Source organism: Brevibacillus borstelensis (assembly GCF_036700025.1).
In the GTDB taxonomy this organism is placed as follows: domain Bacteria; phylum Bacillota; class Bacilli; order Brevibacillales; family Brevibacillaceae; genus Brevibacillus; species Brevibacillus borstelensis.
Genome location: NZ_CP144922.1, coordinates 2,131,583 through 2,158,462 on the forward strand (window position 1 = coordinate 2,131,583; position 26,880 = coordinate 2,158,462).

Genomic DNA, 26,880 nt, shown 5'->3' on the forward strand with positions numbered 1-26,880 from the left:
GGGGGTGAGGGTGGAATGAGAGAAGAGCTGGCAAAGGTGTGTAAAACTTTGCATTTGGCGCATGTGATGGAAACCTATGAACAGGTGCTGTTTGAAGATCGTGAGAGCTTCCTGCTGGGTGTCTTGCGGATGGAGATTCAGCGGCGAGAAGAAACCAAACTGAAGCGATTATTGAAGAAAGCCGCGTTTCCCCAACTGAAGACACTGGAGGATTACGATTTTGAGGCAGTCACCTTTCCGGAAACATGTACAAAGGAGGGATTGATCGACCTGCGTTTTTTAAAGCGCCGGGAAAATGTGCTGATGTTAGGGAAAGTCGGCACGGGAAAGACCCATCTGGCTACAGCGCTTGGAGTGGAAGCATGTCGGAGAGGTTATGCAGTTCGTTTCTTCCGTGCACCCGATCTTGTGGCTCTCTTGCAGGAAAAACATGCAAATGGGGCACTGATGCGGTTTCAAAAAGAACTGGCAGACTGTGAGTTGTTGATTTTGGACGAGGTTGGGTTTGTTCCCTTTCACCAAACGGGGGCTGAGCTGTTGTTTTATGTCATCTCGGCCTGCTATGAGAGAAACAGTGTGATTGTGACGTCGAATTTGGAGTTTGGGCAGTGGAATACGGTGTTTGGAGATACGCGATTGACGGCAGCCCTTGTGGATCGCCTCGTCCACCACGCCCATGTTCTGGCGTTTACCGGAGAAAGCTACCGACTGCGCCATGCTCTATCCAGCATGAAGTCTTCCTAAATTCTTTGGGATTGATGTTGGCAGTGTTCTGCATAAATTGGCCGCCAAACTCTGCATTTTTGAGTTGCAAAATACAAGAACCAATGTAGGTGCAGGAATTTATGCCCAGCCCTAATCCTGCCTTTGTACAATGTTTAATACAAGATCCGAGGTTCTATTTCAAAAATATGTTTCGTCAGGTACAATATTAGTTAATAGTTTGCGTTTATTAGGACTGTGTGCTAAACCAAACTGTTTCAATAATGGTTAATGGTTAGAAGAAGCAATTTCTTTATTGGTGAAGTTGAGCCAAGATGGGATAAGATAGAAGATGTTCATTTCGATGAATTATCGGAATAAAATCAGTTTGATAAGGATTTTCGTGAGGTATTGCATTACTTGATTGAGTGGAAGGAAACATTGGAAACAAGAACTGAGAGAGGAAGTTAATGAGCATGAAATCTCCCGGCATATTTAGCTTTTTTTCTGGGGCTGGCTTTCTTGACCTTGGTTTTGAAATGGCTGGCTATCAAATAGCATATGTAAATGAAATCCATCCTCCCTTTTTAAAAACATACAAACATTCTAGACAAATTCTTAATATTCCTGAACCTCAACACGGATTCCACGAGGGCGACATTTCCGACCTTTTAAATTCTAAAGCCACTTCGGAACTTAAAAGTTTAATCAAGGATTGCAAGAGGGAAACCGACGTTGTTGGGTTTATAGGTGGCCCGCCTTGTCCTGACTTCTCCGTTGGCGGTAAAAATCGGGGGCGAATGGGAGACAATGGGAAACTTTCGGCTACATACGTTGAGTTAATCTGTGAACAAAAGCCTTCATTCTTTTTGTTTGAAAATGTAAAAGGACTTTGGAAAACAAAGAAACACAGAGAGTTTTATGAAGAAATGAAGTGCCAGTTACATCAAAGTGGATATGTGACGACAGAACGGCTGATAAATTCTTTGGAATATGGAGTTCCACAAAACCGAGAAAGAATAATTCTAATTGGGTTTAAAAGAGAATTATTGAACGATTTGGGTTACAATTTCGGCAACATTACATCGCTCCCTGAAGGTTTGTTTCCTTGGGAATCACACATTAAGTACCCGTTAAACGAGGTCTTCTCATATCCCTGGCCTACAACCAATCCTTTTGAAGCAGATTCTGAACTTTTATGTCCAGACGGTATTCCACTGGAATTAACCGTTGAATATTGGTTTAGAAAGAATGATGTGCTGAATCACACGAATTCATCACAATATTTCCAACCGAGGGCTGGAATAACGAAATTTACGACAATAGATGAGGGCGATGATTCAAAAAAGTCCTACAAACGTCTTCACAGGTGGAGATATTCACCAACAGCAGCTTATGGTAATAACGAGGTACATTTGCACCCATACAAGATGCGTCGAATTTCCGTTGCAGAAGCACTTGCAATACAATCGTTACCAAAAGAATTTGAGCTTCCGCTTAATATTTCCTTTTAAGCCCCAAAATTGGATTTGAGTCATACCCCCTTATCTTGTTAAGCTGATATCAGAAGAACAGGGGGATATTTTTATGCAACGGAGACGCTATTCAATCGAGTTCAAACAACAATTGATCCAGGAAGCCCACGAAGTAGGAAACGCTAGCCAAGTAGCCAGACGGCATGGGATAGACCCTAAAATGCTGTATCGATGGATACGTGACTCCAAACACGCAGATTGGCAGAATACGTCTTCCGAAGCTAAAGCTGTAACAAGCTATACACCAAGTCCAGGAGAGTTTCGGGAACTGGAAACGGAGAATGATAAACTGAAGAAATTACTGGGAGAAAAGGACTTGGAAATCGCGATCCTTCGTGATCTTGTAAAAAAGGTGAACCCAGCTTATCGGACAAAATGGAAATAGCCGACAAGTGGATACAGCTGGGGTACACAGCCAAACTAGTGCTACGTATTGTCGGCATCCTGGAAGCAACCTACTATTACCGAAAAAACAAAGCCTCCCAAAAACCTCGCGTTTATCACGGAGGAAGACCTATACCCGGTTATTCGTTGTCAAAAGACGGACAACCTGTCAGTGACGAACAAATCAAAGAATGGCTATCCGAGTTGATTGCCGATGAAGAATCTGCTTATGGATATCGAAAGCTTACCGTCTGCCTACGGCGAGACCACCAACTGGTCATCAACAAGAAAAAGGTTTACCGCTTGCTGAAAGAAGAAGAACTCCTGCAACCACAACGACAAAAGAAAAGGAAACATCCTCGAAAGTTGGCAAACAACCGAGAGATTACCGCTCCGAATCAATTGTGGGAGATAGACGTAAAATACGGATTTATCGTAGGAGAACAGCGTTTCTTTTTCCTGATGAGTCTCATTGATGTCTATGATCGAGCGATCGTGGACTACCATTTCGGACTGACCTGCGAAGGAAAACATGCTGCTCAGATTCTCCAACGTGCTTTGTGGAAACGGCAGCAATTCAATTGTGATGATCGCCCTGTTATCCGTACGGATAACGGTCCACAGTTTATTAGCCATGCCTTTGAAGAAGCCTGTCAGCATTTCCAAACGGTGCATGAGCGAATTCCTCCAAAGACACCCAATAAAAACGCTCACATTGAGTCATTTCACAGTGTTTTGGAGAAAGAATGTTTGCAGCGGAATGAATTTCAGAGCTATCAAGAAGCCTATGAAATCGTGACAAACTATCTGCTCTTTTATAATCAGCGACGGATTCATGGAAGCTTGTACGATTTATCACCTGTAGAATTTGGTAAAGCCTTTGCCTTGCAACTCATTACACCATTTGTTGTGAAAGTGTAGTATGGCAAAGGATTGCAGAATGATCCCTACTTCAACCTAGCTGACAAGCAGGAAGGAAAACGTCTGGGGTCAAGTGATCTCCTTGACGCTAGGCGTTTTCCTTCCTAGACTCCTAGGTGGTTGAAGGAGGGAAGAAGCATATGAAAATGCGAGAATAAGGGAGAAAGACTCAAATTTTAAGGGGTTAAACCGGTATGTGATGACTTGGGTACAGCACCGAAAAATTCAAAAGCATCTACATGGCCTTGGAGAAGAGCCTCTTGCTTCTGATGAGCAAATGTTTTGATAAAAATCTTTCTGCTGTATGTGCAACGCATACAAAAGACTTGAACCTTTACTTGTTTCCCTTGTAAATGAACCGTAACCTCACCCCAGTCAAATTGAGCAAAGCGCCCTGGCGGGAAATCGAGAGGGACAAATGCTTTAGGGGGAGAAACCCGCAACTCTCTGACGTAGCGTCGTACAGTAGATTCACCGCCGGTGAATCCATGTTCGTCAACGAGTCTCTGGTAAATGCGTTTGGCAGTATGACGCTGCTTCGGGGGAGCTTGTTCATCTTGATGCAGCCACTCCAAGATGATGGGCTTGACAGAATCAATGACTGGCTTTGGCTTCGGTTTTGAAAGCTGATACACAGGAATCTCAGAGGATTTCAAAGCCTTTCGTATCACTTGACGGGAATAGCCGGTCTCTCGAGAAATTTGGCGAATCGACTTTCCTAGCAGAATGTGTTGTTTCCTGATAAACTCGTAATTAGCCATCTGAAGCATTTCCTTTCCTCCTATATCTTGTGGTCCGACAACTTCAAGATACAGGAAAGAGGTGCTCAGGTGGTCAACTTTTTTATGAGCAATGTACCACTAGGTGGTCAATTATTAGATTAGCATTCACAATAGACTCGCTTTACACTTTATCTCTAATTCTTTATGAATATCGCCTGTTATTGATGACTATGACAATTTTTGTGACCATGTTAAGAACCATATAGTTGTTTTTTCTTCAAAAAAATTTCCCAAACATATTCTAAGCTTTCTTTATCAAAATCATGATTTTTAATCCTTTGTAAAGGCTTATTATGATACCTGTCTGATTCATCTAAGCAATAAACTATCCAATTTTCTGGATGAATAGCAAAGTAAAATTGATCAAACTGAGAATGATGATTAGGGCATAATACTATCATATTACTGATTTTATCTTGTCCATTGTGAATTTGATTATATGGTCTAATATGATGGACTTCTGCTATATTATCTCCTGTGGAACCCTTAACTGGTTGATTGCACAACTGACAAACACTGTTATACATTTTCTTCAATACTCTAGCAATTCTTGAATCTCTAGCTAATCTACTTATTGTAATCTTATCAATTCGTGGTTCAAATTCTTCAAAGGTATCGTAATTTTCCAAGTCATTTATATTAATATCCAATTGTTTTGAATAAGGCAGTACGACATTAAAAATATCTATATCTTCTTCTGACTTAATTTGTATTTTATTATTAGTTAAATCATTTATACTCGTTATTTTACTTAAAATACTTTGTTCACTATTTGATTGTAATGTTTCGATTCTCTCTAAATCAAAATCTTCTTGATATTTCTGTTCTCCGTAAATATTGTTTATCATCTCAATATTTACTATTTTTTTCGCAGATAAAATATTTACATTAAACTTATTACTTATAATTGTATATTCCTCTGCATCTAATTTTCCACTCTTATCCAAGAGCAATTTTCCTAACCAAAGCATTCCACTATATTGAATTTTTTTATAACTTTTTAAAGTTTTTATTCCAAAAATTTCGGCAAGCCCTATTAATCTTTGATATATTACATGCTCATGTATTTCTTGTAAGTGGGAGTTATTAGTCATAGTGGGCTTTATCACAAATCCAGTCTCAATTAATGGCAAACTAACTCTGCGAGTATTTTCAGTGATGTGTCCATTTTTTGGGATATAATTATTTTGCTTAATAGCACCTTCTAATAAACGAAGACATTGCTTAGAAACCTTAACTTCCCTTTTTTCTTTTTCTAAATCCTCTACATTTAAAATTCCAGTTTCCCAGTCAATGTTTTCTGGTCGTAAACTTCTAATTTCCCATAATTCCTTTCCAGCAACCCCATCAAACAGTAATTGAATAATTACAGCATCTTGTTCATTAGCCGTACGCTCTATTAGCTCATTCACTTTATGCTTAGAGAGATAATCTATATCAGATACAAAATCTAAATGCCAGTCTTTTGGAACTGTATTTAGTGGATTATCCTTATTTTCTCTTATTCCATTATCGATTGCCCAATTAATATATAATTTAATCAAACTTTCGTTATGACGACTAGAACTTGGAGTACCTGGCATAATATCATACATTAAATCCACTAATTCAAATAGGCTAAAATTTGCTAAATCTTTACCCCAAACATTTTCAAGATGGAAACTTTTTTTGAATAGCAATCTAAATTTCTCTCTATATCTTTCTGAATCTGTATATTCATTAAGAAATTTCTGTTTTATTCCATCATTATAAATTGGATTTTCGTTATACTTAATATTTGCCAATCCTGCTTTACTCCTTTACTTATCGTTTAAATATATTATATACCCATACTTTTTGCATATGAGTTCAAACTTTTTATTCACCACTATTTATCCTTACTCTGATCAAACTAGTCTGCTGACATTACCTGTTTTTAACTCCGCATTAACAGACATTATACCATCGACGATCATATGATCAAGCGTGTCATACAGGGAGAATTATCGTGATTCTCCCCTTTTTCATTAATTCAGTCGGACATCTTGTCCGTCACCAGCAGGACAACTTATCCCGTCAACTGGTGGACATTATGTATTAGCAGTAACAATTGAACGAATTGCTTGCATGTTTTTTCTTCTCTGTCCTCCAGAAAGAACATCAGCCATATTTACCTCCAATTAGTCGTTTTTCCACATATTTTACCCATAAAAAAGAAAAAGAGACTCCATTTAGTAAGAAGTCTCTTCTTTAAGCTGAAGCAAGTTGTAATGTAGGTTCCATAAAACAGTCGAGAAATTCTTCGGTTACCCCACGGATTTTTCGCCGTTGACAAAGGGCGTACAATTCTTCAACTGCGGAATAAGGAAAATACTTTACATTCAAGGATTGGAACTGTGGGCGATTTGCTTCCCTGAATACCTTTTCCCTATCCTCGTCGGGAGCAACAATAACGTAACGGGTTGGAAAAGGTGGTAAAGCATCTTGTAATCCTTTCATTCTGGTCAAACCACTCGTAACTCCCGTACTATGTTCAACTTCCATTACAGCAGGCATTAGCTTACCATTTTTGAACCAAATACAATCAATCAATTGAGCCGCTTTGTAAGCATCTTCAAATGCCGATATTAGTTTTTCATTTCTTAACGTACTAACAACGCCTTCCATTTCGCTTACCTTCTGATTCTTATAGACGATTCCCTTGTCGTTTTGAGCAATCCAGGTTCGAAAGCCCAACTGCTGTCCAATTTTTATCAATGCAATTTGTATTTGAGAATGGCGACGTTTGATTTCAATGTCAATCCCTGTTGGCACTAATTCATCTGGAATTACCAAAGCATCATAAAACGCTTCAACACTTGGAACTTCTGAAATAACAATGTCCGTATCCGCTTTAACTAAAACACCGGGTAAGTGAGGGGTTTCAGGACACCACATAACATGCTTATGCCCCCTCTTTACTGTTGCGTTAGATGATGATGTACTTTCTATTCTCCCCGGATAACAGTAGTAAAACTGTGGGGTATGGGCAATAAGTGACTCTAAAACCGACCTTGTGTTGTAGCTACCCCCAAGAACTCTGTCAAAGTTAATGGGTTGATTTGGGAAAAACGCGTTTGCAATACGCCATATCATTTCAGGTGAAATGGATTCTTCTTTGGCTTTTGACGGTGTGCCACCTTTACTTGGGTCATACCGTTTAATAATAATTGGCCCTTCTGGACGTACCACCCGAACAATCTTTATTAACCCTTTAGTTTTTGGGTTTATGTAGGGATAGGCTCGGTCTTTTGGTAACTGGTCGATTGCCGAGACAAGTTCCGAAGCGGTAATTCGCATACTTTCACCCCCAAAAAGTCAAGAATTGTCTCCGCTATCCCCAATGAAGCAAGGTATGGTACTCCGTTACCAACCGTCTTAAACGCGTCAGTTAACGAAACGGTTTAACCCCTTAAAATTTGAGTCTTTCTCCCTTATTCTCGCATTTTCATATGCTTCTTCCCTCCTTCAACCACCTAGGAGTCTAGGAAGGAAAACGCCTAGCGTCAAGGAGATCACTTGACCCCAGACGTTTTCCTTCCTGCTTGTCAGCTAGGTTGAAGTAGGGATCATTCTGCAATCCTTTGCCATACTACACTTTCACAACAAATGGTGTAATGAGTTGCAAGGCAAAGGCTTTACCAAATTCTACAGGTGATAAATCGTACAAGCTTCCATGAATCCGTCGCTGATTATAAAAGAGCAGATAGTTTGTCACGATTTCATAGGCTTCTTGATAGCTCTGAAATTCATTCCGCTGCAAACATTCTTTCTCCAAAACACTGTGAAATGACTCAATGTGAGCGTTTTTATTGGGTGTCTTTGGAGGAATTCGCTCATGCACCGTTTGGAAATGCTGACAGGCTTCTTCAAAGGCATGGCTAATAAACTGTGGACCGTTATCCGTACGGATAACAGGGCGATCATCACAATTGAATTGCTGCCGTTTCCACAAAGCACGTTGGAGAATCTGAGCAGCATGTTTTCCTTCGCAGGTCAGTCCGAAATGGTAGTCCACGATCGCTCGATCATAGACATCAATGAGACTCATCAGGAAAAAGAAACGCTGTTCTCCTACGATAAATCCGTATTTTACGTCTATCTCCCACAATTGATTCGGAGCGGTAATCTCTCGGTTGTTTGCCAACTTTCGAGGATGTTTCCTTTTCTTTTGTCGTTGTGGTTGCAGGAGTTCTTCTTCTTTCAGCAAGCGGTAAACCTTTTTCTTGTTGATGACCAGTTGGTGGTCTCGCCGTAGGCAGACGGTAAGCTTTCGATATCCATAAGCAGATTCTTCATCGGCAATCAACTCGGATAGCCATTCTTTGATTTGTTCGTCACTGACAGGTTGTCCGTCTTTTGACAACGAATAACCGGGTATAGGTCTTCCTCCGTGATAAACGCGAGGTTTTTGGGAGGCTTTGTTTTTTCGGTAATAGTAGGTTGCTTCCAGGATGCCGACAATACGTAGCACTAGTTTGGCTGTGTACCCCAGCTGTATCCACTTGTCGGCTATTTCCATTTTGTCCGATAAGCTGGGTTCACCTTTTTTACAAGATCACGAAGGATCGCGATTTCCAAGTCCTTTTCTCCCAGTAATTTCTTCAGTTTATCATTCTCCGTTTCCAGTTCCCGAAACTCTCCTGGACTTGGTGTATAGCTTGTTACAGCTTTAGCTTCGGAAGACGTATTCTGCCAATCTGCGTGTTTGGAGTCACGTATCCATCGATACAGCATTTTAGGGTCTATCCCATGCCGTCTGGCTACTTGGCTAGCGTTTCCTACTTCGTGGGCTTCCTGGATCAATTGTTGTTTGAACTCGATTGAATAGCGTCTCCGTTGCATAAAAATATCCCCCTGTTCTTCTGATATCAGCTTAACAAGATAAGGGGGTATGACTCAAATCCAATTTTGGGGCTTAAAAGATACGACAACCTGACAACAGCCGTTAAGAAGGTATTGGAGGGTAAAAATCGCGAGGAGCAAGAGCGATTTGTTCAGCTACGTGCCCACTACCTGTTTGAAAGCTACTTCTGCGATCCGGGAAAAGGGCATCAAAAAGGCCAGGTGGAAAACCTCGTACAATTTGCTCAGAGGCAATTTTTTGCCCCTGTACCCAGTGTTTCGTCTCTGGAGGAGCTAAATCAATTCCTCCTCGAAAAATGTATCTCTTACGAGAATACAACCGTTCCAAGGTCTTCACTAACGGTTGGAGAAGCATTTGCTCAAGAGTTGCCTATCATGCTTCCATTGCCTCCACGGCCATTGGATTGTTTCCGTGTTGTACCCGTGAAAAGCAATACGCTATCCATGATCCACATTGAGAAAAATGCCTATTCCGTCCCCGTTTCCTATGCATCGACCCAGCTTACTTGCCGAGTGTTTGCTGAAAAAGTTGAGGTGTATCACGGAAAAAGCCTGATTGCGACGCATGAGCGGTGTTTGGAAAAGGGAAAGGAGATTTTGCAATACGATCATTATCTGGATTTACTTCTTATTCGTCCAGGAGCAGTTCTTTATGCTAGACCATTGCATCAGGCAGGATTACCCGCCATTTACCAAAAGTTCTTGGACAAGTGCCGCAACCGACCAGGAGGGATGAAGGAGTTCGTTCGACTCTTGCTTTTGCACCGTGAATTCGATACTTCTCTTGTCGAAGAAGCACTGGAGGAGGCCTGCCAAAAAGGGATGTTCCAATATGATGCCGTAAGGCAATTATTGTTTCAGCGAACATTGCCGGAACACCGTCTACCCCAACTCTCGTTGGTGGAGGATAGCTCTGTTCCACGTATTCAGGTAAAGGCCCCAGATCTTAGCCAGTACAATCGTTTGTTACAGAAAAGGAGTGTGGTTCATTGAGTACGAGTTTCTTGCTTGAAACCTATGCGAAACGCCTTCGCTTACCTGCGATTAAACGTGTCTATAAGGAAATTGCCCATGATGCTGCTGAACGGCAAATTCCCTACGAGGAGTTCCTCTTAGCCCTACTAGAGCAAGAAGTTCAGCAAAGGGATGCTAACCAAATCGCCAGTCGCATCAAGCATGCCAAATTCCCTTCTATGAAAACGATCGATCAATTTGAATTCTCAGCCATTCCGTCTCTCAACAAGCCCAAATTGCTTCAACTGGCTCGCTGTGAGTACATCGAAAAGACAGAGAACATCATGTTTATCGGAAACTCTGCACTGGCAAAACTCATCTCTCCATTGCACTCGGGAAGGAAGCTTGCCATCATGGCTATTCCGTCCAGTTTTGGACTGCCGCTAAAATATGCAATGAGCTTATGGAAGCTCAGTCCCAAAAGCGAATTCTCCAGCTAGAGAGGCAATGGTTGAAAACAGATTTGATTATTTTGGATGAAGTCGGGTTTGTCCCTCTCAGTCGGACCGGGGCGGAGTTATTATTCCAATTTTGTGCGGCCCGCTATGAGAAAGGAAGCATGATCATTACCAGTAATCTGGAATTTACGGAATGGACACAGATTTTCAAAGATGAGCAAATGACGTCAGCCCTGGTTGATCGGCTTACCCATCGTGCCCACATCTTTGCAATGAATGGGGACAGTTATCGCTTTAAACAGAGCATTCAAAGATCGTGATCATGAAAAAGTTACCCACCCGACGGGTGGATTGATTTTTGCCATGGTGGTCAATTTTTTGATGAGCACTGTGGTCAACATTTTGGTTGACATTCACAGTCTATAAAATATTTAGTGTAAACTCTCAACCTACTAATTTACAATTTGATTAGAAAGGTTGGGATGTTTTTATGACCCTCATACCGAAAGAGCAACTCAGGCAGTGGATTAAAGAAAAGAACATGAAGTCGATGGAGGATGTACAATCAGCTATAAAAGAGCTGTTCGCAGACACCATCCAGGAGATGTTAGAAGCAGAATTAGGGTGTGCTGAACGACTCTCAAAGGGCACAAATTACCCGGAAGCTTGGGAATTTTACCGTGAACAGTTGTTTCATCAACGAAACAAAAAGATCCCGCAGCCTGCGCTCGAGGTTCATCACCAGGAGTTGCAGCGCGATGACGGTTTCGCTTGTCTTCGCAAGGCATGCTCGAATACGGCCAAGCCCATACGTGCGCTTACCCTCACCAAATTTGCCTTCAATGGCGTTGCGTTGGCGTGCATCTTGTCTTGCGACTCGCCGTTGTTCCGTCGCTTCTTCGCCTTGTACCGGACGGCCAAGCGCCGGACCGCTCAAACGAATGCCATGTGTTTGGCAAAAAGCCCGGTTCTCCCGCCTGCGATAAATCTGCTCGGCCAGTACCGCCTTCGGGTAAAAGCCGAAGTGCCTCTTGTACGCTTCAAGCACTTCGATCAGCGTTACGCCCTCGTATGAAGTTATCCCACGATTGGCGTTCCAAAATAGCATAGCCGTGTACCATGCTGACAGATACCTTGGCACCAAACTCCACACGGGCTTTCGCTTTGCCGCGTACGATCGGGCGAACGTGTGGTTGACTGATGCTCACGATTCGATCTTCAATCTGGTGCGACCTTCGCTCGAACATGATGCGTTGCTGCCGATACAGTTCTTGAATCACAAGCAAGTCGCGATACTGTTTCCGGCTCAGAATCTACAATGACTGCTGCGAGGCCAGGTCATGGATGATTCGAAGGTTACGTGCAACATACTGAAGTTGCTTGCCGATCGCTCGACGAATGACCTTGCCGCTTGCCCGATGCTGTTTGGCCACGGCCAGGAACTGTTTTCGTGCTATCTTCCGATATGTCCGTGGTTTGCGGGCATGACCGATCAACGGAGCATGCAACGTGTCGATGATATCCTCCAGTTTTTCACGCGCTTCGTTCAGCAAACCCTAATATAACAAATCGTGTTCGGATTCGCATACTCACCGGATCGAGAGTTGGCGGCTATCCTCGGGGCTGTCGGTAAAGTGGGTGCAGACAAATAAAACTGTAGTGTTGAATTAAAGGGAGAGAAAGTCATCCGCCGCCTGTCGCTGGTAAGAAATTGGCGGCGGAGTTATAATCAATTTGAGATGAGTTATCTTGGAGGTTTGATTGGAGGCATCGGTCGAGATGGCGGCATTGGACTTGGTGGATAACTTGGTTGCTTAGGTCCTGGAATCGGCCCTGGACCTGGTTTTGGATTTGGAGGATTAAATACCATTTTCAAACACCTCATTCAAATTATTACCTTGCAGCAACTGCATTTACAATCGAGCTTTTGTTCCAGCCAACCATAATGTCTGCATTATCAGAAACTTTTGTGGGAATACGTTCTTGACCCCATGGTTTGACGCCAATAATGTATTTTTCATACGATTTAGCTGTGTCAATTTCAAAGTCAATCCAATAACTGTGGGCAACATACATGCCAGCAAGAATAATAACAATCGACGCAGGTTTAATTTGAGAGTCTAAGGCTGCTTTCAGTTGTGCTTTACCAACTTCGGTATTCGGGTCGATAGCTGGATCATGTTCGGGGACAGAATAATTTTTCCAATTGAAGGTACCTTCTGACTGGGCTTCATTAAGCCACTGAACCACTTTATTATAGTGCTCGGAATACTTCCATGCGTGACTAATGAAAATGTTGTATGTTTTTGCCATCGTGCATCACTCTCCTTACTTTTAAAGTTTTTTTCATATTGGAGGGATGGTATATGGGAAAATTAAATGCAGGTAAGTACCGCAAAAAGCCAGTAACAATAGAAGCCTATCAAACCACTACGGCAGTGACCATTCAAACTCTGGAAGGCTTAATGAAGGCTGAACCGGGAGACTGGGTCATTACTGGAGTTGCGGGTGAGCAGTATCCTTGCAAACCTGAAATCTTTGAGCAAACTTATGAGAAAGTTAACGATTGATATGCTTTTTCTTCTCATCGGTAGAGGTAGCAAGTTGCGACCAGTTAAAATTTTCGGAAGAAATGAAACTTTCGACTCTTTGAACCAGGAGCTGAAAGTTTCTTTCTTCATATGGGCTTGTACCAGTCAGGTATAAATATTTTTCGTGCTTAAGCAACTCACAAATAGATCGATACTCGATCCAGTTTTCATGGTATTTGCCTAGCCTAGTGAGTGCGGCGATAATCACAACAAGTGTTCCCATTAAGGAAATCGCAAAAGGAATGGACCAGTGCTTGTCAGCATATCCACTGAGAAATGGGATCATAGCAGCCAAGACAATTTCGGCTCCTTGGAGACGTTTATATTTCCGTTGAGCGGATATGCTTTTGTTGTCATACCAAGTTATTTGGTCATCAAGCCTTGTTTTGATGTAGTCATGCACTGGCATCGAAACATACTCTTCAATCTGCCCCTTTTGTACAGTTTCGCTTATATATATCCCTCCTTTGTAATAGGTCTTAAGAGCATTCTCATGACCATCCTCCGACATAATTTTACACCATAAGCCCTTTTTTGGCGATATATGGAATATCTTTGGTAGGGAAATGACACCCTGTTCACAAAGGACTTTCTTTTCGATGTGAAAATTTTATCCCAATTCACAAGTTTTTTGTCTTGAAACAAGAACAAATGTTCTTGTAAAATACAAACAAATGTTCTTGTTTGGAGGTGCCGTCATGGCTTTGCTTATTGACGAAACCACACTGGTGAAACGTCCTGATGTCGACGAAGACGAACTGATGGAGTATGGCTACATGATCACGGAGAGTCAGAAAGAGGGTAAAACCGTCACCGTGCGCTGGTGGCATCCAGTGAAGGTCAAAGAGAAGCTTGGGGAGATTCGGGAAGTATGCGGCGTTGTGCAGAAAATTGACACATCCAATCGCCGCATTCGACTGGAGAACATACACGGTAGTGTCTGGATCGACGTTGCAAAGATTGTCCGTGTATCAACGAATTGAACGGGGGATGAGTATGCATCGTGAACTACAACGATACCTCAATGCTGGCCAGCTAGTGGAGATTATCTACATAGATCGTCGCGGCCAGACGAGCAAGCGAACCTTGCGACTGCACGCAATGACCGATGACCGGGTCAAAGCGTACTGCTTCGCTCGACGGGCGAACCGCGTCTTTACAATCGCCAACATCCTCGCAGTCGCCCCGGTGGTGACCCGACATGCTGTCTGATATCGAAAGGAAGGTCCTGCGTATCATCGGCAACTATTCTGCCGGGAGGAGTCGTACACCTACCATAGATGAGCTGTGCATTAAAACGGGACGTTCTCGCGGCGGAATCATGGAGGTACTGGAAGTCCTGAAGCGGGAAGAATATATCGAGTGGGACCGAATGCAGCCAGACAAAATTGTGCTGCTGGAAGCCTGGGAAAGGGGAGTCCATCATCCATGGCGAGCAAAATAGACAATATGTTTGCAGCATCCCGATTTGTGCTGCCAGAGCAGCGCGAGCTGTATCTGCAGCACAGGGAGGATATGAAGCTGGTAAAGATGCCGGAACTCGAGCAAGACGAGCTTGAGTCATTTCATTACCTCATCAGAGACTCGGCCCGCGAGGACTATGCAATCACCATCACCTGGTGGCAGCCAGTCAAAGAGGACTTGGGCAAAATCTTCAGCATGTGGGGCGTGATCAAGTGGATGGATCAAAACAGCCGGCGGGTTAAACTGGTGAACGATGAGGAGAGCCGGTGGATTCAGATGGAAGCAATCATTGACGTAATTCCATAAAGGGGAGAGCAACGTGTCAAATGTACTTACCTCATTTGATTCAATGGATGTAAGAAGTAGGATCATTGGAGCTATTTTTGTTGTTTTTAAAAAACCAGAAGCGATAGCACAATTTGTAGATGAGAGTACTGGGACCACGTACGTTGTTACTTACAACCGAAAAATATGAAAATCTCGGTTGGAAACGGTGATTACCAACAGTTCGACAACTTACTCGTATTTTTGACATCTCAGATAGGGCCCCCAGATAAAATTTACACCAAAGAATCAAGGCTTGATCCCGGACAGATGATTTCGTATATGGAGTGGCTCAACAAATAAGAAGCTGTAGACCCGTCTCTGCATTAATCGGAGACGGGTCTTTGCTTTCAATATCTGTAAGAAATCCGACGGACACTTGGGGACGAATTGGGGACGAAATTCGTCCCCAATCATCATAACGGTTCCTAACAAAACCGAAGGGTATCGCTCAAAAGCCTAATAAAATAAGCTTTCATCAGACTATAACAGGTTGCAGCCAAAGCGTTGTTTCCCTTTGACAGGGTGGGGGTCGCTGGTTCGAACCCAGTCCGGATCACCATACATAGGACGCTGAAACCCTTGAGAAATCAAGGGTCAGGTTGCAGACAAACTCCCTCGCTGAACGAACAGCAGAGGGAGTTTGTTTAATAATTTGATGAAAATACCGAAGGTGTTTTGATCGTTCACCTTTTGGCGACCTGATTTCCATAGCCAGGTCGCCATTTTTTTCAAGTTCATGGCAGCGAAAACAAGCATCGCCTGCATCGTGACCTTCTCCAGTCCTCGTAAGGTCGTCCAACGCATGCCATGCTTTTCCTTCATATCAGCGAATACACGTTCAATCGTTTCTTTCCGTTTGCTATAGATTTGTTTGTTTTCCTCGGTATGCCGGAGGTGGTCTACCTCTTCGAGGTAATCAGCCCAGATGTGGCGACTCACTCTCTTTGTGTAGTCTTTACTTTCCGTGCATTGTTTCAAGAACGGACAACTTCGGCAAACTTGAGAATTTGATCGATAGATACGGTACCCATCCTTGTTTGTTGTCTCATATGTTAAGATTTGCTCGTTCGGGCAGATGTAGCAGTCGAAATATTCATCATACACATATTCGTGCTTTTTAAAAAAACCTTCTTTGGTGCGTGGTCTTGTGTAGGGCATAACGGGGCGAATCTGGTCATCAAGGAGTGTTTTACTGATGTAAGGCGTCTTGTATCCCGAGTCCACTGCCACAGCTTGAGGCTGTGCAAACGTCTTTCGCACTTGATTCAAAACATCCTCAAAAACCTGACTGTCATGCACATTGCCTGGCGTTACCTTGGCACCAAGCACAAATCCATTTCGATCACATGCTGTATGAAAACTATAAGCAAATACACGTTCCTTTTCCCCTTTTACAAACAATCCGCAATCCGGGTCAGTTGTGCTGACTTTCACCTCCTTCTTCGAAGTTTCTGTCTTTTTTTCAAGGGGCTTCTTTCCATGTGCAATACGATCCTGATTGATTTCTTCGTCCAGCAGCTCTTGATATTTCTTCGCTTGTTCTTCAACGATTTCTTTCACGTATTTATGCTTATTCGCACTGGCTTTTACATGCGTAGCATCAATGAAAAGCACATCAGGCTTCACGAATCCATGATGAACCGCCTCCTCCAATATTCGAAGGAAGATCGACTCGAAGAGTTGAGTATCCCGAAAACGGCGAACATAGTTCTTGCCTAGGGTCGTGAAATGGGGAATGGGCTGACTGAAATCATAGCCAATAAACCACCGATAGGCAACATTGGTTTCGATCTCTTTAATCGTTTGTCGCATGGAACGAATTCCAAAAATATATTGGATGAAAGCAATTTTAACTAAGACTACAGGGTCAACACTGGGTCTGCCATTGTCATGACAGTAGAGGCTTTCCACCAAGTCATAGATGAACGAAAAGTCGATTGCATTTTCAATTTTTCTTACGAGATGATCTTCTGGCACCAACTCATCTAGCGAGAATGCAGATATCTGATAACGCCCTTCGGCCTCTTGCTTATTAAGCATAATGCCACCTCTAAAAAATAACTTTTGAAAACGTAACATGTTCTATATTCAACAAAAAAGCCTGCAGACCCTGTTCCTTACGGAACTTTGTCTACAGGCTGATACTCTCCGGGAGGAGAGTAAATATGGTGAAAAATGGGGAGTTTTTTGTGATCAAAGAAATGCGTCTGAAAGGTATGAGTATTACCCAAATTGCTGAAGAGATGGGACGGGATCGAAAAACGGTTCGAAAATGGCTCCTGAAAGATACGCCAGAGAGCTTTCCTACTCGCAAACCACGTCCCAGCAAGTTGGATCCTTTTAAGGATTTCATCTGTACTCGTATGGCGGAGGGCTGTCAAAATGCCCGCATCATCTTCGAAGAAATAAAAGCCCGTGGCTATACCGGAAAGGACACCATCTTACGAGACTTCATGAAGCCGCTGCGTCCCCACTTTCGTTCAAAAGTAACCGTACGATACGAAACGAAACCTGGACAACAAGCGCAAGTAGACTGGGGACATTTTCGAGCAAATGTCAACGGAAAACAAAAGCGTCTTTACGCTTTCGTCATGGTGCTGGGTTATTCACGCATGATGTATGTAGAATTTACCGAGGACGAAAAGCTGGAAACTCTCATCGGATGTCATCTTCGGGCTTGGCAGTACTTTGGGGGTGTCCCTCAAAGTTGTTTGTACGACAACATGAAAACAGTTGTTTCTGGTCGAGATGACAATGGTAGGGTAATCTGGAACGAGCGTTTCGCCCGCTTTGCCAGCCACTATGGGTGCAAGCTGCTGAGCTGCAAGCCCTATCGGGCTCGAACGAAGGGAAAAGTGGAGAATGGGGTGGGTTATCTCAGAAAGAACTTTTGGCCTCGCATCGGCACTTTTACCGGGCTACAAGATCTCAATCAACAAGTACGCTATTGGCTGGACACCGTTGCAAATTGTCGCCTTCACGGAACCACCCATCAAATGCCGAATGAACGATGGAAAGTAGAAGACCTCCAACCTTTGAACCACGTGCCTTTTGCTGTTGTGGACCGGCATTACCGGAAGGTGATGAGTGATGCTTATGTTTCTTTTGAAGCCAATCGTTACTCTGTTCCATGGGAGCACATCGGTCGAGTAGTAGAAATTCAAGATGAGAAAAATGGAGTCTTGCGATTTTATTGCAATGGCCATCTAATCGCTGAACACTCCAAACAGTGGGGGCGTCATCAGACCGTAAGCATAAAAAAACACTTCGAAGGAATTCGCACATCTACGAGCAAACCGGTTCCCCAACCTACACCTCGTTATATGGCGAATTCAACACCCGAAGTGTTGGAACGCTCTCTTACGGCGTATGAAGAACTGGCGGAAGAAGAGGTGACGCTGCAATGATCTTGCAAGAACGCCTGTTGGAAGCGTCCCGTCATTTTGGATGGATACGCATCCCCGAGATCCTCCACGATCACGCCGAAGAAGCATCCAAACACAACATATCGTATTTGGAGTTTTTGGACAAGCTTCTGCAGGAGGAATTAGCGGCTAAATACGAACGATTTTTGCATACAAGAACTCGATTAGCACGGCTTCCGTTCAAAAAAACACTAGACGAATTTGATTTCTCTTTCCAACCTTCCATTGATGAAAGACGTATCCGTGATTTGGCGACTCTAGGTTTTATTGAGCATCAGGAAAACCTCATCTTCTTGGGGCCACCCGGTGTCGGTAAAACTCATTTGGCCGTAGCGCTTGGTTTGGAAGCAATCAAGCAACGCTATACGGTTTATTTTATCACTGCCCACGATCTGGTACAGTCGCTTCAGACGGCCCATGGCAATCGCACGATTGCCCAAAAAATGCGGGCGCTCACCAAACCAGACTTGTTGATCATCGATGAAATTGGTTACCGCAAAATGGACGAAACTGCTGCTCACTTCTTTTTTCAGATTGTATCTGAACGATATGAAAAAGGTTCATTGATCTTGACTTCAAACAAATCGTACGGAGCCTGGGGAGAGATTTTCGGAGATACCATTTTGGCCACTGCGATTTTGGACCGACTGCTTCACCATTCCAGTACGATCAATATCAAAGGGGAAAGTTATCGCATTAAGGAAAAGAAAAAAGCAGGTTTCTTTCGACCGGAGCAGTTGAGTCCGTATAATTGTGTAAAAACGGAATCTCTTTTAAAAAATGAAGAGAGCCATTTCAAAAACCCTCGGTTAGAATGAAGTTTGCGGACACCATTCCTGGAGAGGAGTTTTTGTTATGGCTCAATATCAGATTACTGTAGATTCGCAACTTTTGCAGCAACTTTTTCTCGGAAATTCGAAGGATTCGGGGGTGGCCAAACTGTTGGAATCGGTATTGAATCAGGTGTTGCAGGCCCAAGCTACGGAACAACTGTCTGCGGAACCGTACGAACGTACAGATGAACGCCAAGGTTATCGGAACGGTACATATCCCCATCAACTGACAACGCGGGTGGGAACGATCACCCTTCGGGTGCCACGGATTCGAAATGGAAAGTTCTCGACAGAAATGTTTGCTCGCTATCAGCGAAGTGAACAAGCCTTGGTTTTAGCCCTCATGGAAATGGTGGTGAATGGGGTATCAACTCGAAAAGTTTCGCAAATCACGGAGGAACTGTGTGGAACCGAGTTCTCTAAGTCAACTGTTTCCGATCTGTGTAAACGCCTGGATCCGATTGTAACGGCTTGGAACAACCGAAATTTACGAGAGAGCTTCTATCCATTTCTCATTGTAGATGCCCTCGTTTTAAAGGTTCGTGAAGAGAGGCGTGTACGCTCTCGTGGCGTAATGTTGGCCTACGGGGTCAACACAGAAGGCTACCGAGAAGTCCTTGGACTGATGCTTGGAGATAGTGAATCAGAGGCCAGTTGGAGTGAGTTTTTTAGCTGGCTGAAAGATCGAGGCTTGCGCGGCGTAGAACTCATTGTGTCCGATCAACATGGCGGGCTCGTACGAGCCATTCGAACCCATTTTCAAGGGGTGACGTGGCAACGGTGTCAGACTCATTTTATGCGAAATATCCTCGTTGCCACGCCCAAGCAACTGCAGGAGGAATTGTATCCCCGTGTTCGTGCGATTTTGGATGCTCCTGATCTAGAGACGGCACGGTTATTGTTGCAACAAACGGTGGAAACGTATGAGGCCAAAGCTACAAAGGCAATTTCGGTTTTGGAGAATGGTTTTGATGATGCCACAGCCGTTCTTCTGCTCCCCGAAAAGTACCGTAAACGTCTTCGGACAACAAATGGCATGGAGCGACTCAACGAAGAAATTCGCCGACGAGAACGTGTCATTCGCATTTTTCCTAACCGTGAATCGGTTATTCGCCTGATCGGAGCTTTGCTTATAGAGATAGACGAAAAATGGGCAAGTGGCAAAAAGTATCTCGATATGGCAGAGTATTTGGAATGGCGAGAAACTCAGGCAACAAAAGCGGTGTCTAAAGTGACGCGCATTGGCTAAGTTATTTCTCTAATCGAGGGGAATTTACACACAAAGATGGACTTGATCACCGGAGCCTGCTGAAGTAAACAACCAGTAGCGACAAAAATGGGGAATTTTCAACCGATAGTTTTGGGGAAAATTAAATCGATATTGACACAACTCAGGAAGCAGGAAGTTGTTGCGAACGTACTTGACCATCGCCTCTACGTGCCCTTTTTCATTGCCACTACCGGGATTGCAAAACTCGTATTCAAAGTCATAATGAAAAACGAAGTTTTGAAATTCCTCCGTCAGTTCACGCTGACCATTTGGCATGATCTTTTTCACCGCTGGTGATAAATTATCAAATCGAATGACCTTTGGAACTCCACCTATATAGTGAAAGATACGCTTTAATCCCTCCAGAAAGCATTCTCGATTCTGAGACTGGAAAACTTGAAAGTAGAACGTGTTGCTATAAGGAAACGAGAGAACGAGGAATGGCAAGGTAACACTTTCTCCCTGATATTTGAATGGTGCTTCTCCAAAATCAACTTGAGCTGATCCAGGTCTCGTTTCCAATGGCAATGCCGCAGCATCACTTGTCTCCGCTAACTGGTGCTTACGTTGGGAAACATATTGTCTGACAGAGCGAGATGATCCTGTAAATTGGTATTCCTCCACTAATTGCGTGAACAAGCGTTGTGCTGTTCTTCGGAACTTCTTTTTCTTGTTCAAGTCCTCTTTGATCCATTGATCAAGAATAGGTTTAACGGGCTCCATGACTCTAGCTTTTCGAATTTGCTTGGGCTTTTCTTGTAGATTGAAATCATCCATTTCTGCATACTTCTGAACCGTCCTTGAATCACGATTCATTTGTTTGGCAATCTTGCTATAAGCTCGCCCTTTTTTGTTTGCCTCATGCCTGATATAATTAATTTCTGCCACTGCTAACATCTCCTAACTTTATACCTCCCGTCGTCTGTAATGCCCAACAGGAGTGTATTTTGATAAGGGGGTGTTGGCAAGTGGTTTTTTAATTTATGCAGCCCCTACGGGTCTGCATAAATTAACTGCCATAACCTACATTTTTAGTCTGCCATAAACACTGTCACCGCCGGGTTAAAATTGACCCAGGTTCGCCGGAATGAAAATGACCCACCCCTGTAGAATACCTCTCTCTGAAATTACCGACCAAAGTAGCTTCAGAGGGGAGACATATGCTAAGGAGTGGGACTGTGATCAGATTACACGAACTTCAAGTGAGCGGCAAGAGTATCCGCGAAATCACAAGGGAAACGGGTCATTCCCGTAATACCATACGAAAATACCTCCGCGCAGAAGGAATTCCGGAACCTCGTCCGCGTAAGAAGAGAGTCTCAAAACTCGATCCGTTCAAAGCCTTGCTGGATCTATACCTCGAAAAGGGAATTTTCAATTGTGAAGTGCTGCTGCGTCTCTTGAAAGAGCGAGGTTACACGGGGGGCATTACGATCATCAAGGACTATGTGAAGCCCCGTCGACCTCCAAAACAGGCACCTGCGGTGCAACGCTATGAGACAAAAGCCAGACACCAAGCCCAAGTGGACTGGAAGATTTGCGAGTACATCGATTTAAACGGTGAAGTGCGTAAAATCCCCGTTTTTACGATGGTGTTGGGTTACTCCCGAGCGATGTACATCGAATTTACAAAGCGCTGTGACATCCACAGTTTCTTACGTTGCTTGATGAACGGTTTGGAATACTTCGGCGGTGTTCCAAAGACCATGCTAACCGACCAAATGAAGACCGTTATTCTTGGCATGGGCGATGATCGAAAGCCGAGATGGCATCCGTTGTTTGAAGATTTTGCTGCGGCTATCGGCTTGATCCCCAAAGTTTGCCGCGTACGACGTCCCCAAACGAAAGGAAAGGTCGAGAGAAGCGTTCAGTTCATCGAGCAGAACTTCATGCCAGGGCGATCATTCACCGATCTTGGTGACCTAAATCGCCAAGCCAGACACTGGTGCGATGAGCAAAACCGTCGTATCCACGGTACAACTGGGGAAAGACCGATCGATAGCTTGGCACAAGAGAAGCTCGGTATGCTTCCGTCTCCGGAACGATGGGCAAAGTACCGGTTTGAACCGAGGAAAGTAAGCCGTGACGGATTTGTGAGCTACGACGGCGTTCGTTATGGCGTTCCATGGCGGTATAGCGGACGTGAAGTAAAGGTACGAGAGGTAAACAGATTCGTCGAAATATACTGCGAGAAGCAGCTCATCGCCCGGCACGAGAAGCAGTACCAATCCCGAAGGCTAGTGATGTGTGAGGACCAATACACGAATTTGAGTACAGCTCAGGGATATGCTTATCCAAAGCCGCAAGGCGTTCAGATTCCTGTACAAGACGTGGAAGTGCGTCCGTTGGACGTGTATGAACGTCTTGTGGAGGTGGGCGCATGATTGAGCTCGAACAAGCCCGCCAGCGTCTGGAGGAACTTGGTTTGGGTCAAGCCGCCCAATCGCTTGATGCCAAGCTGGAAGCTGCCAGCCGGAGCCAAAGCACGTATCTCTCTTTCCTCAATGATCTACTGGACGCTGAGATTCAGGATCGCCAGCGCCGAAATGTAGAGGTCCGCATGAAGCTGTCTCACCTCCCTTATCGGCGTACGCTCAACGAATTCGACTTCTCGTTTCAACCGGGGATTGATGAACGACTGATTCGTGAACTGGCTGCGCTGACGTTCGTTGGGAGGCAAGAAAACGTGTTGTTTCTCGGGCCTCCCGGCGTGGGGAAAACGCATTTAGCCGTTGCTATCGCTATGGAGGCCATTGGACAAGGATTGCCTGTGTATTTCGTCTCTCTCGCGCAGCTCGTGGGCGATTTACGAAAAGCTTATGAAGAGAATCGCCTGGACAAACGAATGAGGGTATATCTCAGGCCACGCATCCTCATCGTGGACGAGGTGGGCTACCTCCCCCTCGATCCGCTCGCTGCAAACCTGTTTTTTCAGTTGGTTTGTGCACGCTACGAGAAAGGAAGCATGATTCTGACTAGCAACAAGAGCTTTGGCGAATGGGGCGAACTCATGGGCGATCCCGTTCTTGCTACAGCTGTTCTCGACCGCTTATTGCATCACTCCCACGTCGTGAACATCCGGGGGAACAGCTATCGGCTCAAAGAAAAACTAAAAACCGGAATCTATTCGACACCAGGCGCACAGGTGGGTCAAAATTATACCGGCGCTCGTGGGTCAAATTAATTCCGGCGTTGACACATACCGTCGAATCATGGAGCATCTGGGGATTCCGGACCGCCACCGGCTTAAAGTATGGATGAAAAAATATAAACAGTTAGGCGAATTTGGGTTGATGGATCAACGAGGTAGACGTGAAGAATATGTTGATCAAGATCGATATGTTAAAAAGCTAAAACGAGAGAACTCGATGCTAAAAAAGTGTTTGAAAATCTGGATGCGGGAGGTGCAGCCCATAAGTATGAGGCGATCAAGCAAGTAGCTGGTGAGTATACGACTAGTGAACTTTGCAAGCTGTTTGGAGTCTCAAGAAGTGGATACTATGCATACTTGAAACGGCAACAAGCGGACCGGGACAAGCCCGTGAAAGACCTCATCAAAGTAGTTTATAAGAAGTATGATGGTAAATATGGGTATCGACAAACCCAGCTGTTTCTCTTATGTGAACGGCACTGTTAAAATCCTCAATAACGGCACTTGAAAATTCCCCACTTTCGGCAGAAAATCTCTCCCTGGAGGAGAGAAAATATGCTTAAGAATGGGGAGTTTTACTTGATCAAAGACATGAGACAAAGAGGAATGAATATCACACAAATTGCTGATTCATTAGGGAGGGATCGAAAAACAATTCGTAAGTGGCTGAAAAAGGATGAGCCTTCGAAATACCAACGATCTGTTAAAAAAACAAGCATTCTCGATCCATTTAAACCCTATATCAAAGCGAGAATGGAAGAAGGCTGCTTCAATGCTGTCGTTTTGTTTGATGAGATCAAAGCCCAAGGTTATCCAGGGCAAATTCGGCTCCTTCGCTCATTCATGGAACCATTGCGCCCGGTTGTTAAGACCAAGGCAACGCTCCGTTATGAAACGGCACCCGGAAAGCAAGCGCAAGTAGACTGGGGACATTTTAAGGTAGAGTGGAATGGTGGATATAAACGGCTGTACGCCTTTGTCATGGTTTTGGGATACTCGAGAATGTTGTATGTGGAATTTACAGAGAATGAACGGCTTGATACCCTCATCGGCTGCCACTTGCGTGCCATGCAATACTTTGGCGGCAGACCGGAAACATGCTTGTATGACAATATGAAAACCGTCATTGTCGGTTACGACGATCAAGGGCATGTATTGTGGAATGAACGATTTTCCCAGTTTGCAAGCCATCACGGTCTTACGCTGCGACGCTGCGCTCCCTACCGTGCACGAACAAAAGGGAAAGTGGAAAATGGAGTAGGATATGTTCGCAAGAACTTTTGGCCTCGGGTGCAGACGTTTACCAGCCTTCGTGACTTGAATCAGCAAGTACGTCATTGGTTGGATACGGTGGCTAATGTACGGGTACACGGCACCACGCATGAAAAACCAGTAGATCGATGGAAACACGAACAGTTGAAGCCACTTAACCCGATCCCATTCGAAGAGGTAGAACGCCATACTCGAAGAGTATCGAATGATTCACTCGTTTCTTACGGAGGAAGCCGGTATTCAGTCCCCTATGTTTATGTAGGTCATACGGTAGAAGTACAAGATCTCCAGAATGGCCATATCCGGATCTATCAGGGCAACATGATCATCGCTGAACATCCTAAAGCTACTCGTACCAAGCAAGTCATAACCAATAAAAAACACTTCGAGGGGATTCAAAACCAAATTGGCGCGAAGGCTCCCCAACCTATGCCGCGTTTGGTTCCCAATCCAAGCCCCGAAGTGGTGGAACGTGATTTGTCTGTCTATGAGCAGTTTGCTGACGAGGAGGTAATCGTACAATGATACTCCAGGCCCGTTTAGAAGAAGCCTTTGTACAGATGGGATGGGTACGAATCCCGGAAATTATTCACCACCACGCAGAAGAAGCTGCTGCTCAGAATATATCGTATTTGGAGTTCTTGGACAAGCTTTTGCAAGAAGAAATCATGGCCAAGAGGGATCGGTTTATCCGCATGAAAACGCGATTGGCTCATTTACCCTACCATAAAACGTTGGAGCAATTCGATTTCAGTTTCCAGCCCTCCATTGATGAAAGACGGATTCGTGATTTGGCAACCCTCCGGTTTGTACAACAACAAGAGAATCTCATTTTACTTGGTCCGCCAGGGGTCGGCAAGACTCACTTGTCTGTTGCTTTGGCTCTCGAAGCTATCAAACAAGGGTTGACGGTTTACTTTACAACTGCTCATGATTTGGTTCAGACGCTCCAGATTGCTCATCAAAACAATAGCATCAAACAAAAAATGCGAGCATTTATAAAACCGAATGTACTCATCATTGATGAAATTGGATATCGCAAAATGGATGAAACCGCAGCTCACTTTTTCTTTCAAATTGTATCAGAACGTTATGAATCCGGCTCAATTATCCTTACTTCGAACAAATCCTATGGTTCGTGGGGAGAGATATTTGGGGATACAGTACTTGCTACAGCCATCCTTGATCGATTATTGCATCACTCCCACACGATCAACATTAAAGGGGAAAGTTATCGCATAAAGGAGAAGAAAAAAGCAGGTTTCTTTCGACCCGAGTCAACCGAAGATAAAACAGAATAAACGGAATTTTGGTCGCCACCCGCCCCCCTCAGAGGGGGCATCATTCAGACAAACCTATTGCCTATAATGGGGAAAATTCGAGTGCAGATAATGGGGAATTTTCATTTGCAGTTGACAGAACAGTTGATTGCAAGGGTAGGTTAGTGCATTAGGAAAGAATAGAAGCACATTTTGGCAAGTGCCTAGCACAGAGAAATTCCAGAAAAATATAGTGTAATAGGCTCACATAAATATTTCATAAAGGAAGTGGCCCTATTGCCAGGATTTGAAAATAAGATATGGGGTTTTCGGTATCATGATTTTATCAGAGACCCATGTTGTTCAAGGGTTTGGGGACAATGTGTTCCTTGTCCAAGGAGAAGATACAATGACCTTTCATTCTACATTGGATTTAATCATCCAGCGGTAAACCGATCTGCACAGGCAACGATCTATTCATGTGCAGCACCTGCTGTACAGGCTGCCTATAGTATCTTAACTGGTGCATGTGGTGCTGCTGGTGGACCTTCGCCTGCTTGTGCGGCTGCAGTGATTGCTGCAATTCCAGCCGCTAACAACGCAGCAAGAACAACGTTTAGAACATGTATGGCTAATACAGATGTACCAGAAAGTTTGTATAGGCAAGT

General features: G+C 44.0%; 26 protein-coding genes and 4 pseudogenes. 20 read left to right on the forward strand and 10 right to left on the reverse strand.

The genetic code is table 11. The features are described 5' to 3' along the window. The first annotated feature begins 15 nt into the window (after positions 1-15). The 4 genes from istB (V5G20_RS09845) to V5G20_RS09860 all read left to right on the forward strand — a co-directional run bounded on the left by istB (V5G20_RS09845) (position 16) and on the right by V5G20_RS09860 (position 3,542). On the forward strand, positions 16-744 hold the full coding sequence (istB, locus tag V5G20_RS09845) for an IS21-like element helper ATPase IstB (protein WP_338463369.1): 729 nt from the start codon (positions 16-18) through the stop codon (positions 742-744). A gap of 434 nt (positions 745-1,178) precedes the next feature. Beyond that, complete coding sequence (locus V5G20_RS09850; protein WP_338463370.1) at positions 1,179-2,216, forward strand: DNA cytosine methyltransferase; 1,038 nt, start codon at positions 1,179-1,181, stop codon at positions 2,214-2,216. A gap of 73 nt (positions 2,217-2,289) precedes the next feature. Beyond that, on the forward strand, positions 2,290-2,622 hold the full coding sequence (locus tag V5G20_RS09855; protein WP_025848869.1) for a transposase: 333 nt from the start codon (positions 2,290-2,292) through the stop codon (positions 2,620-2,622). After that, the gene (locus V5G20_RS09860) at positions 2,613-3,542 is read left to right on the forward strand and encodes an IS3 family transposase (protein ID WP_283858068.1); all 930 of its coding nucleotides are present in this window, start codon (positions 2,613-2,615) and stop codon (positions 3,540-3,542) included. The genes V5G20_RS09855 and V5G20_RS09860 overlap by 10 nt, the downstream gene beginning before the upstream one ends. A 176-nt stretch (positions 3,543-3,718) precedes the next feature. Here V5G20_RS09860 and istA (V5G20_RS09865) read toward each other — a convergent pair whose 3' ends face one another. From istA (V5G20_RS09865) to V5G20_RS09885, 5 genes are all read right to left on the reverse strand, one after another. Next, positions 3,719-4,312 (reverse strand): IS21 family transposase, encoded by a 594-nt coding sequence (gene istA / locus V5G20_RS09865; protein ID WP_338463371.1) that lies wholly within the window; start codon positions 4,310-4,312, stop codon positions 3,719-3,721. A gap of 203 nt (positions 4,313-4,515) precedes the next feature. Beyond that, the gene (locus V5G20_RS09870; RefSeq protein ID WP_338463372.1) at positions 4,516-6,108 is read right to left on the reverse strand and encodes an HNH endonuclease; all 1,593 of its coding nucleotides are present in this window, start codon (positions 6,106-6,108) and stop codon (positions 4,516-4,518) included. Positions 6,109-6,553: 445 nt separating this feature from the next. Further along, positions 6,554-7,642 (reverse strand): restriction endonuclease, encoded by a 1,089-nt coding sequence (locus V5G20_RS09875; protein ID WP_338463373.1) that lies wholly within the window; start codon positions 7,640-7,642, stop codon positions 6,554-6,556. 292 nt (positions 7,643-7,934) lie between these two features. Further along, positions 7,935-8,864, reverse strand: coding sequence for an IS3 family transposase (locus tag V5G20_RS09880; RefSeq protein WP_283858068.1), 930 nt, complete (start codon positions 8,862-8,864; stop codon positions 7,935-7,937). Continuing rightward, positions 8,855-9,187, reverse strand: coding sequence for a transposase (locus tag V5G20_RS09885; protein WP_025848869.1), 333 nt, complete (start codon positions 9,185-9,187; stop codon positions 8,855-8,857). The genes V5G20_RS09880 and V5G20_RS09885 overlap by 10 nt, the downstream gene beginning before the upstream one ends. Positions 9,188-9,253: 66 nt before the next feature. On the opposite strand from V5G20_RS09885, the gene V5G20_RS09890 reads away from it, so the two are divergent. The 3 genes and pseudogenes from V5G20_RS09890 to V5G20_RS27110 form a co-directional block, all read left to right on the forward strand. Next, entirely contained in the window at positions 9,254-10,201 is a 948-nt protein-coding gene (locus V5G20_RS09890; protein ID WP_338463374.1) for a Mu transposase domain-containing protein, read from the forward strand. 11 nt (positions 10,202-10,212) lie between these two features. Next, a pseudogene (istB, locus tag V5G20_RS09895) lies at positions 10,213-10,940 on the forward strand (IS21-like element helper ATPase IstB). Positions 10,941-11,110: 170 nt separating this feature from the next. Further along, positions 11,111-11,242, forward strand: a pseudogene (locus tag V5G20_RS27110) (IS256 family transposase); the annotation flags it as partial. Positions 11,243-11,260: 18 nt separating this feature from the next. Here the strand turns inward: V5G20_RS27110 and V5G20_RS09900 are convergent. Both V5G20_RS09900 and V5G20_RS09905 read right to left on the reverse strand, forming a co-directional pair. Then, positions 11,261-12,173 (reverse strand): annotated as a pseudogene (locus V5G20_RS09900) (transposase); the annotation flags it as partial. 340 nt (positions 12,174-12,513) lie between these two features. Beyond that, positions 12,514-12,933 carry a TIR domain-containing protein gene (locus V5G20_RS09905; RefSeq protein WP_221843794.1) on the reverse strand — a complete coding sequence of 140 codons (420 nt, stop codon included), beginning with the start codon at positions 12,931-12,933 and terminating at the stop codon, positions 12,514-12,516. A gap of 53 nt (positions 12,934-12,986) precedes the next feature. Here V5G20_RS09905 and V5G20_RS09910 point away from each other — a divergent pair, with 53 nt between their 5' ends. Next, on the forward strand, positions 12,987-13,190 hold the full coding sequence (locus tag V5G20_RS09910; RefSeq protein ID WP_221843793.1) for a PGDYG domain-containing protein: 204 nt from the start codon (positions 12,987-12,989) through the stop codon (positions 13,188-13,190). Here the strand turns inward: V5G20_RS09910 and V5G20_RS09915 are convergent. After that, positions 13,180-13,722 carry a DUF4231 domain-containing protein gene (locus V5G20_RS09915; protein WP_338463375.1) on the reverse strand — a complete coding sequence of 181 codons (543 nt, stop codon included), beginning with the start codon at positions 13,720-13,722 and terminating at the stop codon, positions 13,180-13,182. The two genes, V5G20_RS09910 and V5G20_RS09915, sit on opposite strands and share 11 nt — an antisense overlap. A 187-nt stretch (positions 13,723-13,909) precedes the next feature. Here V5G20_RS09915 and V5G20_RS09920 point away from each other — a divergent pair, with 187 nt between their 5' ends. From V5G20_RS09920 to V5G20_RS09935, 4 genes are read left to right on the forward strand one after another with little or no spacing between them, the layout of a single operon-like run. Then, complete coding sequence (locus V5G20_RS09920; protein WP_221843645.1) at positions 13,910-14,194, forward strand: YolD-like family protein; 285 nt, start codon at positions 13,910-13,912, stop codon at positions 14,192-14,194. 13 nt (positions 14,195-14,207) lie between these two features. After that, complete coding sequence (locus V5G20_RS09925; protein ID WP_221843644.1) at positions 14,208-14,423, forward strand: WYL domain-containing protein; 216 nt, start codon at positions 14,208-14,210, stop codon at positions 14,421-14,423. Next, on the forward strand, positions 14,413-14,655 hold the full coding sequence (locus V5G20_RS09930) for a hypothetical protein (RefSeq protein ID WP_221843643.1): 243 nt from the start codon (positions 14,413-14,415) through the stop codon (positions 14,653-14,655). Before V5G20_RS09925 ends, V5G20_RS09930 begins: the two co-directional genes overlap by 11 nt. Then, on the forward strand, positions 14,640-14,981 hold the full coding sequence (locus V5G20_RS09935) for a YolD-like family protein (protein ID WP_221843642.1): 342 nt from the start codon (positions 14,640-14,642) through the stop codon (positions 14,979-14,981). Before V5G20_RS09930 ends, V5G20_RS09935 begins: the two co-directional genes overlap by 16 nt. Before the next feature lie 615 nt (positions 14,982-15,596). Here V5G20_RS09935 and V5G20_RS09940 read toward each other — a convergent pair. Beyond that, the gene (locus V5G20_RS09940; protein ID WP_024985259.1) at positions 15,597-17,042 is read right to left on the reverse strand and encodes an IS1182 family transposase; all 1,446 of its coding nucleotides are present in this window, start codon (positions 17,040-17,042) and stop codon (positions 15,597-15,599) included. Positions 17,043-17,167: 125 nt separating this feature from the next. On the opposite strand from V5G20_RS09940, the gene istA (V5G20_RS09945) reads away from it, so the two are divergent. The 3 genes from istA (V5G20_RS09945) to V5G20_RS09955 are packed head-to-tail and all read left to right on the forward strand — an operon-like array spanning position 17,168 to position 20,509. After that, positions 17,168-18,409: an IS21 family transposase gene (istA, locus tag V5G20_RS09945; RefSeq protein ID WP_024985197.1), complete on the forward strand. Its 1,242-nt coding sequence runs from the start codon at positions 17,168-17,170 to the stop codon at positions 18,407-18,409. Beyond that, entirely contained in the window at positions 18,406-19,245 is an 840-nt protein-coding gene (gene istB / locus V5G20_RS09950; protein WP_338463376.1) for an IS21-like element helper ATPase IstB, read from the forward strand. Before istA (V5G20_RS09945) ends, istB (V5G20_RS09950) begins: the two co-directional genes overlap by 4 nt. A gap of 37 nt (positions 19,246-19,282) precedes the next feature. Further along, positions 19,283-20,509, forward strand: coding sequence for an IS256 family transposase (locus V5G20_RS09955; protein ID WP_338463377.1), 1,227 nt, complete (start codon positions 19,283-19,285; stop codon positions 20,507-20,509). A gap of 129 nt (positions 20,510-20,638) precedes the next feature. Here the strand turns inward: V5G20_RS09955 and istA (V5G20_RS09960) are convergent. Then, a pseudogene (istA, locus tag V5G20_RS09960) lies at positions 20,639-21,427 on the reverse strand (IS21 family transposase); the annotation flags it as partial. Between the two features lie 263 nt (positions 21,428-21,690). Between istA (V5G20_RS09960) and istA (V5G20_RS09965) the strand changes: the two are divergent. From istA (V5G20_RS09965) to istB (V5G20_RS09980), 5 genes are all read left to right on the forward strand, one after another. After that, positions 21,691-22,914 carry an IS21 family transposase gene (istA, locus tag V5G20_RS09965; protein WP_338463378.1) on the forward strand — a complete coding sequence of 408 codons (1,224 nt, stop codon included), beginning with the start codon at positions 21,691-21,693 and terminating at the stop codon, positions 22,912-22,914. After that, positions 22,911-23,714, forward strand: coding sequence for an IS21-like element helper ATPase IstB (gene istB, locus V5G20_RS09970; RefSeq protein ID WP_024982952.1), 804 nt, complete (start codon positions 22,911-22,913; stop codon positions 23,712-23,714). The genes istA (V5G20_RS09965) and istB (V5G20_RS09970) overlap by 4 nt, the downstream gene beginning before the upstream one ends. A 28-nt stretch (positions 23,715-23,742) precedes the next feature. Further along, positions 23,743-23,970, forward strand: coding sequence for a hypothetical protein (locus V5G20_RS27115; protein ID WP_422388001.1), 228 nt, complete (start codon positions 23,743-23,745; stop codon positions 23,968-23,970). A gap of 266 nt (positions 23,971-24,236) precedes the next feature. Continuing rightward, positions 24,237-25,478, forward strand: coding sequence for an IS21 family transposase (gene istA / locus V5G20_RS09975; RefSeq protein WP_024985200.1), 1,242 nt, complete (start codon positions 24,237-24,239; stop codon positions 25,476-25,478). Then, positions 25,475-26,254, forward strand: coding sequence for an IS21-like element helper ATPase IstB (istB, locus tag V5G20_RS09980; RefSeq protein ID WP_024985201.1), 780 nt, complete (start codon positions 25,475-25,477; stop codon positions 26,252-26,254). Before istA (V5G20_RS09975) ends, istB (V5G20_RS09980) begins: the two co-directional genes overlap by 4 nt. The last annotated feature ends 626 nt before the right edge of the window (positions 26,255-26,880 follow it).